This is a genomic window from Methanofollis sp. (assembly GCF_028702905.1).
Taxonomy (GTDB): Archaea; Halobacteriota; Methanomicrobia; order Methanomicrobiales; family Methanofollaceae; genus Methanofollis.
This window is the reverse complement of sequence record NZ_JAQVNX010000068.1, coordinates 1-11,966: the sequence shown is the minus strand read 5'-3', so window position 1 is coordinate 11,966 and position 11,966 is coordinate 1. Positions and strand designations below refer to the sequence as shown.

Annotated in this window: 12 protein-coding genes and 1 tRNA gene; 10 read left to right on the top strand and 3 right to left on the bottom strand. The window is 63.5% G+C overall.

Annotated features, from left to right (window positions below):
* Positions 1-1,726: HAD-IC family P-type ATPase (locus tag PHP59_RS08745; protein ID WP_300166095.1), on the bottom strand; the 1,726-nt coding region annotated here is incomplete at its 3' end.
* Between the two features lie 68 nt (positions 1,727-1,794).
* On the opposite strand from PHP59_RS08745, the gene PHP59_RS08740 reads away from it, so the two are divergent.
* Genes PHP59_RS08740 through PHP59_RS08720 form a run of 5 tightly spaced genes read left to right on the top strand, consistent with a single transcriptional unit; the run spans position 1,795 to position 9,126 of the window.
* Positions 1,795-2,517: a DUF432 domain-containing protein gene (locus PHP59_RS08740; RefSeq protein WP_300166093.1), complete on the top strand. Its 723-nt coding sequence runs from the start codon at positions 1,795-1,797 to the stop codon at positions 2,515-2,517.
* A gap of 3 nt (positions 2,518-2,520) precedes the next feature.
* Complete coding sequence (locus PHP59_RS08735; protein ID WP_300166091.1) at positions 2,521-3,396, top strand: mechanosensitive ion channel family protein; 876 nt, start codon at positions 2,521-2,523, stop codon at positions 3,394-3,396.
* 8 nt (positions 3,397-3,404) lie between these two features.
* Positions 3,405-3,914 (top strand): HEAT repeat domain-containing protein, encoded by a 510-nt coding sequence (locus PHP59_RS08730; RefSeq protein WP_300166089.1) that lies wholly within the window; start codon positions 3,405-3,407, stop codon positions 3,912-3,914.
* Between the two features lie 31 nt (positions 3,915-3,945).
* Positions 3,946-5,211 carry a HEAT repeat domain-containing protein gene (locus PHP59_RS08725; RefSeq protein ID WP_300166087.1) on the top strand — a complete coding sequence of 422 codons (1,266 nt, stop codon included), beginning with the start codon at positions 3,946-3,948 and terminating at the stop codon, positions 5,209-5,211.
* 45 nt (positions 5,212-5,256) lie between these two features.
* Positions 5,257-9,126 (top strand): DNA-directed DNA polymerase II large subunit, encoded by a 3,870-nt coding sequence (locus PHP59_RS08720; RefSeq protein WP_300166086.1) that lies wholly within the window; start codon positions 5,257-5,259, stop codon positions 9,124-9,126.
* A gap of 329 nt (positions 9,127-9,455) precedes the next feature.
* Here PHP59_RS08720 and PHP59_RS08715 read toward each other — a convergent pair whose 3' ends face one another.
* Positions 9,456-9,653 carry a hypothetical protein gene (locus tag PHP59_RS08715; RefSeq protein WP_300166084.1) on the bottom strand — a complete coding sequence of 66 codons (198 nt, stop codon included), beginning with the start codon at positions 9,651-9,653 and terminating at the stop codon, positions 9,456-9,458.
* A gap of 64 nt (positions 9,654-9,717) precedes the next feature.
* On the opposite strand from PHP59_RS08715, the gene PHP59_RS08710 reads away from it, so the two are divergent.
* A complete protein-coding gene (locus tag PHP59_RS08710) occupies positions 9,718-9,921 on the top strand; it encodes a hypothetical protein (protein WP_300166082.1) in 204 nt (67 codons plus the stop codon).
* A gap of 187 nt (positions 9,922-10,108) precedes the next feature.
* Positions 10,109-10,255 (top strand): DUF1328 domain-containing protein, encoded by a 147-nt coding sequence (locus PHP59_RS08705; protein WP_342677830.1) that lies wholly within the window; start codon positions 10,109-10,111, stop codon positions 10,253-10,255.
* A 61-nt stretch (positions 10,256-10,316) separates the two neighbouring features.
* Here the strand turns inward: PHP59_RS08705 and PHP59_RS08700 are convergent, their stop codons facing one another.
* On the bottom strand, positions 10,317-10,439 hold the full coding sequence (locus PHP59_RS08700; protein ID WP_300166078.1) for a hypothetical protein: 123 nt from the start codon (positions 10,437-10,439) through the stop codon (positions 10,317-10,319).
* 10 nt (positions 10,440-10,449) lie between these two features.
* Between PHP59_RS08700 and PHP59_RS08695 the strand changes: the two genes are divergently transcribed.
* From PHP59_RS08695 to PHP59_RS08685, 3 genes are all read left to right on the top strand, one after another.
* A complete protein-coding gene (locus tag PHP59_RS08695) occupies positions 10,450-11,082 on the top strand; it encodes a hypothetical protein (RefSeq protein ID WP_300166076.1) in 633 nt (210 codons plus the stop codon).
* 312 nt (positions 11,083-11,394) lie between these two features.
* Positions 11,395-11,469, top strand: a tRNA-Pro gene (locus PHP59_RS08690).
* A gap of 185 nt (positions 11,470-11,654) precedes the next feature.
* On the top strand, positions 11,655-11,966 hold a 312-nt coding region (locus tag PHP59_RS08685), incomplete at its 3' end, for a MerR family transcriptional regulator (protein ID WP_300166074.1).

Sequence of the window (11,966 nt, the reverse complement as noted above, 5' to 3'; positions counted from 1 at the left end):
CTGCGCCGGTCAGGGCCTCACCCTGCCCGAGCCCGACAGCCCGGCCGACAGCCGCCGCCGTAAGGGGTGCGTCTCCGGTGATCATGATCACGTCGATACCTGCCTTTTTCGCCCGTTCCACTGCTTCTCTTGCCTCTTCGCGCGGCGGGTCCTGGATGCCCGCGGCCCCCAGGTAGACAAGGCCCTCCTCCGGGTCTTCGCCGCCGCCGAGGAGACGGTATGCCGCCGCGATCACCCTGAGGCCCTCCCCTGCCATCCCCTCGACCCCGGCCGCCAGCACCTCCCGCGTCCCCGTGTCGAGAGGCCGGGCCTCCCCGTCCGCGAGCACCGCAGTGCAGCGGGCAAGGACGATCTCTGGCCCTCCCTTCATGTATGCGACCCGTCTCTCTCCTTCCCCCACAATGACGGTCATCCGTTTCCTCGCCGAGGAGAAGGAGAGTTCCTCCTCGATCCCGGGGAGATCTTCGCGCCTGATCCCGGCCTTAGCCGCGGCGACGACGAGCGCGCCCTCGGTCGGGTTCCCGACGATACCGCCGTCCGGCGTGAGTGAGGCGTGGCTGCAGATGGCGGCGGCCCGGAGAAACGCGGAGAGCCCGGGCGTTCTTGCAGGATCGACGGCCCTCTCCCCCGCGAAAAATCCCCCTCTCGGGGCGTAGCCGGTGCCGCTCACCCTGATATCCCGGCCTGGCAGGGCGATCGCCGTCACCGTCATCTCGTTCTTCGTGAGAGTGCCGGTCTTGTCCGTGCCGATCACCGAGACCGCCCCGAGGGTCTCCGAGGCCGGCAGGTGACGGATGAGGCAGTTTCTCCCGAGCATCGCCCGCACTCCGATCGCCAGGGTGAGAGTCACCACCGCGGGCAGACCCTCAGGGATCACGGCGACGGCCAGGGACACCCCGGTCAGGACGATCTCGTAGGCCCCGCGTCCCTGGATGAGGCCGGCGAGTACGACTGCCGCCGCGACGACAAGAGAGATCTGGCCGATACGTGTGGAAAGGACGGCGAGCCGCCTGGCAAGAGGGGTCTCGATATCCCTGACTGTGCGGGAAAGCCCTGCGATCCGCCCGAACTCGGTCGCCATCCCGGTGGCGACGGCGACCCCCCTCCCCCGCCCGTTCACGACCGCCGTCCCCATATAGGCCATGTTTGCCCGTTCCATCAGGGGGGTCTCCTCAGGGAGGGGTAGGGTGGCCTTGCTCGCCGGCACAGATTCGCCGGTGAGCGGCGCCTCGTCGACCTGGAGACTTGTCACCGAGATAAGGCGGAGGTCGGCCGGCACCTTCATCCCTGTATCGAGGACGACGATGTCCCCGGGCACGACCGCCGCCGCATCGATCCCGGTCTCTGCCCCCCCCCTCACGACGACGGCCTGCAGGCCGAGCATCCGCCTGAGCGCTTCCATCGCCTTCTCTGCCTGCCACTCCTGGGCCGCGCCGAAGGCTGCGTTCATGAGGACGATGATCAGGATTGCGACGGCATCGACAGTCTCGCCGATAATGAGGGAGAAGACGGCGGCGGCGATGAGGATGGCGACGAGGGTGCTCCTGAACTGGCGGAGGACGATCGCCGCCGGCCCCGGCCCCTCTTCTCTGTCGAGGCGGTTCTCGCCGTAGCGTTCCAGCCGTTCACCTGCCTCTGCCGGGGACAGACCCTCCTCGCACGACCCGAGGGTCAGGATGGCCTCGGCCTGATCGCGGGCATGCCAGGGGGCAGAAGAGTCTGCCATTGCACCGCGATTCTCTCCCCCGCTATATAGAGGGATCGACCATACCCCTTAGATACCCTTAATACCGCATGCCCGAGACATTTACCGTGTACGGCACCTACGACCTTTCCTTCAGGTACGAGAAGGACGGCCTCGATCTCTCGATCGAGCCAGAGGATGGGAAGTATCTCTACCGCCGCACCCTGAACGGGCAGAAGAAGACGCGGACCATCCTTTCCTCGGGCGGTCGGCTGATCATCAACCCGGTCGAGCCCCTCAACCTCCCCAAGGAGATCTGCCGGAATCTCCTGGTTGAATTCGAACCCCTCTCGATCGAACCGGGCGCCGAGCAGACTGTCTACCTCACCTTCCCTGTCGAGATCGGCGTCTTTGTCGCCGGCCGGGGAAATCTCGAACTCCTGGATATTTTCTCCTGGAACAGCCAGAAGTACACCCTGTACGGGTCGTCGGAGAAGGGGGTGATCGCGCGGTGGTGGCCGAGCACCACACACTCCTCCCCTCCTGATCTCGACCCCCTGAAAGAGGGCCTCCTCTCCCTTGAGATCTCCAATACGACGCGGGAATGGGTCAAAGTCTCGAAGGTCGTCCTGGACAGTTTCGGCATGAAGATCTACTACGGCGACCTTGTTTCCGTGCAGGCGTGGATGCGTGTCCTCAGCACGATGGTGGCGGAGACCGGTTTTTACGACAGGTCTGCCCGCGAGGGGCAGAAGAAGGCGGTCGAACTCTTCGCGGTGCGGGGGCTTGCAGGGGTCGAGCGCCAGCGTTTCCTGATGGACAGGGGGCTGTGAGCAGTGTTCGACTTCGTCCTCGACGACCCCATCTTCTTCTACCCCTCCCTCACCTGGGGACACCTTGTCTACATCGTCCTCGTCATCCTTGTTGCGGCGACGCTGGCAAAGGCGGTGACCCTCTACCTCAGGAAGACCCTCACCGACAAGATCAAGCTGAGCCAGCTCGACCTCCTTCTCAAGGCCGTCAACTACTCGGTGCTCATTATCACCGTCCTGATCATCAGCCCCCTCTTCAATATCACCCTCGGCGGCCTCCTCGTGGCCGGCGGGTTCGCCTCGATCGTCATCGGTATCGCCAGCCAGAGCGTGCTCGGGAACCTCATATCCGGCCTTTTCCTCATCATCGAGCGGCCGATCACCATCGGGGACAACATCAATATCGGGAGCGTGAGCGGGAACATCACCGACATCAACATCTTCTCGACGATCGTGAAGACCTATGACGGCGTCTATGTCAGGATCCCGAATGAAAAGGTCTTCACCTCCGAGATCACAAATTATGTGGCCAACGAGGTGCGGCGGTTCGAGTACGTCATCGGGATCCCGTACGACGACGACGCAAACGAGGCGATCCGGATCATCAGGGAGGTCGTCTGGAGCCATCCCTTCGCCCTGAAAGACCCGTCGCCCTCGATCTATGTCGACGAACTCGCCGACAGTTCGGTGAATATCAAGGTGCGGATCTGGGCGCCGACCGCCGAGTGGTGGGACGTCCGGACCGATCTCCTCTGGAAGATCAAGGAGGAACTCTCGAAGAACGGCATCGAGATGCCCTTCCCGCAGCAGGTGATCTGGTTCCAGAACGAGCTGCAGGGGCGGGTCGCGCTGAGTTCGGGCGAAGGTCGGTCGCGGGCCGGCCCTGACGAGGATACCTGAGGTGCATGATGGCAGACGAGATGACAGATCTGATCCTGGCGATTTCTTCGCAGGATCTCGATGAAAGGCACGAAGCAGAGGAACGCCTTGTGGCGATCGGGGAGGATGCGGTTCTCCCTCTGATCGAGGTGCTGATCGACGGGGACGCCGGCGCCCGCTGGTACGCCGGCCGGGTTCTCGCCAGGATCGGCGCACCCGCGATCAGGCCCCTGATCCTCACGATGATCGTGGAGCAGGACACTCAGTTCAGGCGCTACGCGGCCGCGGCCCTCGGTTCGATGGGTGAGACTGCGGTCGAACCCCTCATCGAGGCATTTTCAAGCGAAGACCGCGAACTCCGCGGCTTTATCGCCCTCGCCCTCTGCCGGATCGGCGAACCGGCGCGGGGGCCGCTGAAGCGGCTTGCCGGCGAGGGTGACGAGGTGCAGCGGTCCTGCGCCCGCCTCACCCTCTGGAAAATGGGGGAGGAGGGGATCAACGACCTGGTCAGTTCCCTCGATGCCGGGAAGGCCACATAATTTTTTACGTCCTGCAGGCGACTCCGGTGTGATGACAGAGATCACCGGGATGCGCCCTGTCCTTCTTGCCCTGGCATGTGCCGGGTCATTTGCCCTCGACGGCATCCTTCATGCAGACCTGGTAGCCCCCGCCGTGTACCCCCACCTCTTCTATCTCCCTATCGTGCTTGCAGCCCTCTGGTACGGGCGTGTCTCCGTCCCTGTAGCGGGCGCCCTCGCTCTCGTACACATCCTGGTCTGGTCGTTTGCACCTGCTGCCGTCCTGCGGGCCGGGATATTCCTTGCCGTCGGTCTTCTCGCCGCCCTCATTGCCGTAAGGGCCGCGGCGCCTGTCCCGGCACCTGAGGGCGGCACCCGCGATCTTGCTCCTCTCCTCAGGAGCCGGAGCCCTGAGAGGCGGTATGGGGCCGCGGTCTCCCTCGGGCGTACCGGCGACCCCACGGCCGTCCCTGCCCTGGAAAAAGCCCTCTCCGACCCCGATCCCGGTGTCCGCTGGATGGCGCTCGAAGCCCTCGGCGCCATCGGCAGCCCGGCCCTCCCTGTCCTCATGCGCCTCCTCGGTTCCGACGACATCGACCTCCGCTGGGGCGCTGCGGTTGCCCTCGGCGATATCGGGGATCCCGCGGCAGTCGAACCCCTTGCCCGCGCTCTTGAGGACGGAGACAGGTACGTGCGGACCCGGGCCGCTCTTGCCCTTGCGGCAATCGGGGTCCCGGCCCTGCCCCCGCTTGCGGTCGCGGCAGGACGCCGGGATGCCGGGGTACGGTGGGCGGCGGCCCTCGCCCTCGGAAAGATCGGGTCTCCCGACAGTATCCCGGCCCTCTCCCCTCTTGTCTCTGACACCGACCCGGCCGTCCGCTGGAAGGCGGCCGAGGCCCTCGGCGCCATCGGCGGGGAGGCCGCGGTCGGCCCCCTTGTCATGGCCCTCGATGACAGGGACGAAGAGGTCTGCGGGGTGGCGACCGCGGCCCTGACGGCGATCGGGGAGCCTGCGGTCACTCCCCTCATCGACGCCCTGCGGACAAAGGGGTGCTGGTTCTGTGCGGTGTCGGCCCTCAGGGAGATGGGGGACGCGGCGGCCCCGGCCCTCCACTCGGCCCTCTCCCGGAAGAACAGGTGGGTGCGGATCGGAGCGGCGATGATCCTGGCGGAGGAAGGGGACAGGCAGGGGACGGACGCCCTTGTCGCCGCCCTTTCCGATGCCGACCCCGACGTGCGGGAGGCGGCGAGAGAGATCCTGGAAGTGGGGCTGAAAAAAGGTTCTGAGAGCTTTAAATGCCATAATTCGCCCATTTAGCCAGCCGGGCAAACCTCTATGTCTCACCCCGCCCATTGTATCCTCATGGTTGCGGTCTCCCCGGCAATGGCCGAGTACTTCAAAAGACTCGAAGCGAACCTCAACGCGGCCCTGGTGGTCGCGGAGGCGGCGCGTGCAGAGGGGTACGACCCCACCACCGAGGTCGAGATCCCGCGGGCGAACGATATCGGCGACCGTGTCGAGGCCCTGATCGGGATCAAGGGCGTCGCCCAGAGGATCCGGGACCTTGAGGCCAGGATGTCCAGGGAAGAGGCCGCCCTCAAGATAGGCGACGACTTCGTGGCCAAAAAGTTCGGGGAGACGACACGCGAGGAGATCGCCGACCACGCCATCAGGACGTCGATGGGTCTCCTGACCGAGGGCGTGGTGGCGGCGCCGACCGAGGGGATCGCGAAGGTCGGGATCGGCAAGAACGACGACGGCACCGAGTACCTGAAGATCTATTATGCCGGGCCGATCCGCTCTGCAGGCGGCACGGCGCAGGCCCTCTCCGTGCTCGTCGGGGACTATGTCCGCCGGGGTATCGGGATCGACCGATACAGGCCCAGGCCCGAGGAGGTGGACAGGTACGTCGAGGAACTCCAGCAGTACAACAACATCCAGTCTATGCAGTACATGCCGAGCGAGGCCGAGATCAGGCTGATCATCGAGAACTGCCCGGTCTGCATCGACGGCGAACCGACGGAGAGAGAGGAGGTCTCAGGACACAGGAACCTGGAGAGGGTGGAGACGAACACGGTGCGTGGCGGCATGTGCCTGGTGGTCGCCGAGGGACTGGCCCTGAAGGCCCCGAAGGTGATGAAGAACGTCAAAAAGATGAAGATGGAGGGCTGGGACTGGCTCCAGCAGATCATCGACGGCGCCGCCTCGAAGTCGTCCGACGAAGATGAGGAACCCGGCGTTCACCCGAAGGACAAGTACATCCGCGACCTCATCGGCGGCCGCCCGGTCTTCTCGTACCCGATGCGGCCCGGGGGATTTCGGCTCAGGTACGGCCGGTCCAGAAACACCGGCTTTGCGGCCGCGGGCTTCAACCCGGCGACCCTCCATATCCTCGGCGACTATCTCGCGGTCGGCACCCAGATGAAGACCGAAAGGCCGGGGAAGGCCGCTGGCGTCGTGCCCGTGGACACGATCGAGGGCCCGACTATCCTCCTTGCCTCGGGCGAGGTGAAACGCATCGATGACGCCGTGGAGGCAAAAAAGATCCCCCCTCGCGAGATCACCTGTATCCTGGACATCGGCGAGATCCTGATCAGTTACGGCGAGTTCCTGGAGAACAACCATCCCCTCATCCCCTCTGCCTACTGCGAGGAATGGTGGCGGCTGGAGGGCGGTACGAAGACGCCGGAGAATGAGATGGAGGCGATCGAGATGGCCCTCTCGGGCGTGCCCCTCCACCCGGCGTACACCTGGATCTGGGACGACCTCGACCCTGCGGAAGTCAGGGCCCTCGCGGAGCATGTCTCTGCCGGGGGCAGGATCGCGGACGGCGCCCTCAGGGTGAAGAACGACCCCGTGATCAAGCACTCCCTCGAGATCCTCCTCATCCCCCAGACTGTGGAGGGCGACGAGGTGGTCCTGCCGACCTACCTTGTCCTCCTTGCCTGCCTGGGCCTGGGCCTCGACCTGAAGATGCGCCCGGCATGGGACGACGCCCCCGCGGGCCCGTCCCTCCCCCTCGTCTCCCACCTCTCCGGCTTCACGATCCGGTCGAAGGCCGGGACGCGGATAGGCGGACGGATGGGCAGGCCCGGCAAGTCGAAGCCCAGGGAGATGAAGCCCGCACCCCACGTCCTCTTCCCTGTCGGCGAGAACGGCGGTTCCCGGCGGTCTATCCTGGAGGCCGGGGCGTACAAGGCGCGGAGCAATGCAGACGGCGGCACCATCAGGGCCGAGGTCGGGGAGAGGCGCTGCCCGCAGTGCGGTGCGGTGACCTTCAAGAACAGGTGCGATGCCTGCGGCACCCACACGAACCCTGTCTATCGCTGCCCCCGCTGCAACAGGGAGGTCGCCGGTGCCGTCTGTCCCCAGTGCGGCGGGCCGACGGTCTGCCTCCAGGAACTGGACCTGAAGATCAGGGACGAGTACGCCGCCGCATGCGCCCACCTCCAGATGCGGGAGAACAGCCTCAAACTCGTGAAGGGCGTGAAGGGCATGATCTCCCGCGACCGGACGATCGAGCCCATGGAGAAGGGGCTGATCCGGGCCACCCACGAGCTGTACGTCTTCAAGGACGGGACGGTCAGGTACGATATGATCGACCTGCCGGTGACCCATTTCCGCCCGCGCGAGGTCGGCGCCACGGTCGAAAAGCTGCGGGAGATCGGCTATACTCTTGACTACAATGGCGAGAAACTCGTCTCTCCAGACCAGGTGCTGGAACTGCGCTGCCAGGACATCATGGTTTCGGCCCTCTGCGGCGACTGGCTCCTGAAGGTCTCCCGGTACATGGACGACCTGCTGGAGAAGTTCTACGGCCTGCCGCGTTTTTACAACGCGGAGAAGCCCGCAGACCTCATCGGCCAGATGCTCATCGGGCTTGCCCCCCACACCTCGGCCGGGGTGCTCTGCCGCCTGATCGGGTTCACGAGGGCGAGCGTCGGCTACGGTCACCCCTTTTTCCACGCGGCAAAAAGGCGGAACTGCTTTGCCGGCGACACCCTGATCCGGGTGCTCGCGGACGGGCGGTGGCAGGAGATGCCGGTCCGGCAGTTTGTCCTGGAAAACTTCGACATCTCGCGGCCAGACCTGGACCATGCCGGTACCCACTGGTCGGAACCGAAGCGCCCCTGTGCCGTGCAGGCCGTGGACACGCAGGGCGAGGTCCATCTCCGCCGGGTGACCGCGGTCTCTGTCCACCGGGCACCCGACCACCTGCTCAGGATCGAGACCTCCCGTGGCAGGGCCCTGGAGGTGACGCCCGACCACACGATGCTCGTCTGGGAGACCGACTACCTCAGGAAGATCATGGCGATGGAGGTGCGTGTCGGCGACCGTGTGCCTGTGGCAGAGGGGGGACAGGTGATCGCGGACACGATCTGTGCGGTGACCCATATCAGGTGCCCTGACGAGGCCGTCTACTGCCTCACCGTCGCCGACGACCACACCCTCGCCGCAAACGGGATCTTCTGCGGCCAGTGCGACGGCGACGAGGACTGCGTGATGCTCCTCCTGGACGGGCTCATCAACTTCTCCCGCTCCTTCCTCCCCGAGACCCGCGGCGGCTCGATGGACGCCCCCCTTGTCCTCACCTCCCGCCTCGACCCCAAAGAGGTGGACAAGGAGAGTCACAACGTCGATGTCGTCGACCACTATCCCCTCGAACTCTACGAGGCGGCGCAGCGCTTTGCCCCGCCGAAGGAACTTGAAAAACTGATCGACCACGTGGACCTCCGCCTGGGCAAACCCTCTCAGTACGAGGGTTTCCGCTTCACCCACGACACCGCCGACATCTCCGCGGGGCCCCTGGAGTCAACCTACACCGTCCTCGGCACGATGTTCGACAAGATGGAGGCTGAACTCGAACTCGGCGACAAGATCAGGGCTGTGGACGTTGACGACGTCGCCGAGCGCGTCCTGAACACCCACTTCATCCGCGACTTGATGGGCAACCTCCGGGCCTTCGCCTCCCAGACGGTGCGGTGCACGAAGTGTACCACCAAGTACCGCCGCATGCCCCTCGCGGGCAAGTGCCCGAAGTGCGGGGGCAAGGTGAACCCGACTGTCCACGAGGCCTCGGTGAAGAAGTATCTCGAAATGTCCAGGAGGATGTGCGAGAAGTACGCCATCTCCGAGTACACGAAGCAGCGGGTGGAGGTGCTGGACAAGGCGATCCTCTCGACCTTCGGGGAGGAGAAGGAGAAGCAGCTGGGGCTCGCGGATTTTATGTGAAATTCCGGCAATCCATCAGGGCGACCGGGGGGCACCCTTAAAAATATGGGGTTCTTCGCTGTTTCATGTGGGTAACCTCCCGGCACCGGCATGTCCTCCCCTCACGCTATAGGCCGCGAAGAAACGATTCCTCCCTATCATTCCGATGCCTTCGTGTCTTTGCGTGAGATTCTCCCGGAAAACCCTGCGATCGTCCTGAAACGCTCCCCCCATTTTCACGGCCTGTTGTGTACGATCATCCCCAATGTGCCCTGAGTCATCCAGAGAAGGTAGACGAAGGTGTCCTGGCCACCCACACACAGGAGCGAAGAGCCAAAGATGGGGGCCCTTCAGGAGGATTCTTCGCCGACCGCTGCTTTCTCTCTGGTCGGCATATATTTTAAAAACCGTTTGTGGAAGGGCATGAGTGCGCTGGCAAGAGCGATCGCCCAGACAAACACGGTCATGAGCGGCCAGAATGCGACGGTGGCGATAAGGAAAACTGTACCTATGAGCAGCAACAGTTTCTGATCTTCACTGATCGTCAAAAACCCCGTAGAGATAAAACTGGATTCGGGTAAATATAAATAATGTGCCGGGAGATCAGCCCGCATGGCATCAGAGGACAGTCTCCGTGTCAAGGCCCATAAGACCGTTGACGACGCCAAAGTGGCCGCTCATGAAGTGGTGGACGATGCGAAGGTTGCAGTGAGCAACGCAATCGACGACGTGAAGATCGAAGCCCACAAAACCGGTGCGGACGCGAAGATCAAAGCGCACGAGGCGCAGGCGGAGGCGAAGAAGAAGAAGATCTGAACAGAAAAAAACTTCAGAGCGCCTCATACGCCAGTCGGGGGGTTCTACGGGGCGGCAGGCGAGACCGGGGCGCCGCCTTCCCTGCGCATCCCACCGGGTATTTCCCGCTCGAAGCCCGTCGGGACAATACTATTATCATCCCCGCCCCCTATCTGCCGATCACCGGAGGGATTGAATCATGGCAGACCTGATCGGACTTGCGATCATATTTCTCATCCTGGCGCTGGTCGCCTACGTACTGGGAGCAAAGGGCGTTGCAGGGCTTTCGATGACCATCGCGAAGTGGCTTGTGATCATCTTCATCATACTCGCCATTATAGCGTTCTTCCTGTAGTGGCACCCTCTCTTTTTTGAGCGAAAGGGGGGAAATTACGAGCGAGAGGCGGGGCGCCGCCTCACTCCCTGTACAGAAACGCAAACTCCTTTCCCATCAACCTCTTCTCCACGTAACCGGCCGCGGCCAGCCGCAGCAGGTCGCCCCTCGCCGTCCCGTAGGCCACGCCGAATACCTCCTTCACCTCTTGTTAAATGAACAAAATTGTGGTCTTCTTCGCGGCCCTGGCACTGTGCATCCTGGCAGTGCCGGCGATGGCCTCGGAAGAGGGATCCGGCGATCCGAATGCCTTCGCTTCGCCCGGAGACAACATCCGGATCTCCATCTCGCCGATGGAGGCCCATCCGATGTACATCGACAGGCTAGCACCTGTCATCCCGACGATACCGGGCTACCCGATCCGGGTGGCAGTGTACAGCAATCCGTACAAATACACGACATTCGATGATGACGGCAACGCGATCGTGGTAGAGATCTACGACGAGGAGGCACCGAACTTCACGGTCTCTTCACTGGACGATGTCCCGAAAGAGGACATCACTCTCAGGCTTCCTGACCCTGATGACCCTACATCCCCTGCAGCGGATGGTGCGGTCTATGGCAAGGTGCACACAGAGAGCGACTATAAGTACGAGTATGTCTTCTATGTCAGAGACCTGGCATACCTCGATACAAGCGTCGAACGGTTATTATTCGTTGCTGAAGGCGACGATGGAACGTACCAGGGAAGCAGCCTGATTAAAGTGACTCAGACCCGCGGCGGCGGCGGTCGTCCTGACAACACGGGCGGTGGAGGATCGGGTCACAAGGGATGGAGGGGGAAATAACCCCTCTTTCCAATTCTGCACCGGAAATTGTCATTCTCCCTGATCTGTGCGCCTCCGGTGCCCGAGATTTAGACGCGATAACTGGAGTGGTCGGTGTGTACAGGGGGGTATGCGCCCCCCTCCCCTGCACGCCCGCGCCCATTCCCGGGAGGAGGGTGCGGTGCCTCTCTCCCTGCCCTGAATATCCCCCTGATCCCGGCCAGACCGGCCCCTCACCTCACTCACGAACAGAATCCCTCAAATACTGTGAGCACACACCTATGATGCACTCTTTGAGGTGTACGGATGTGTCCTGCACCGCGGGGAGGATATGGGATCGTAGGGTAGCCTGGTCCATCCTAGGGCGTTCGGGACGCTCTGACCTGAGTTCAAATCTCAGCGATCCCATCCATTCTCATTGATGCCCCCTCTTCTCTGGTGTCCTCTGTCGGTAGCCGTGCCCGGGCCTGCAGTGATCTGTTCTTATATCCTCGTGCCGACGATACGCGGGAGCAGCGGTGCTGCCCTGACCCTTCCCCGGGGTAGACTGCGGCATATGATGACAGACGGCCGCCCACTCTCAGGCGAACACCATGACCATCGACCAGATCTCCATCGGGACATTCTCAAGGATCGTGCACCTCACCCGGAAGGCCCTCCGCCTCTATGACAGGAAGGGCATCCTGGTGCCCGGGGCAAAGGACCCGATCACCGGCTACCGCAACTACACTATCGGCCAACTCGAGGCGGCGGTGCGGATCAGGGCCCTTGCCAGACTTGGCTTCTCTCTTGGAGAGATGCAGGCGGTCCTCGATGGCGACGACGGCGTGGACGTGGTGGAGAGGCGCCTTGCCGCGGTGCGGCAGGAGATGGCGCACCTCAAGAAGATCGAGGAGGTCCTGCGT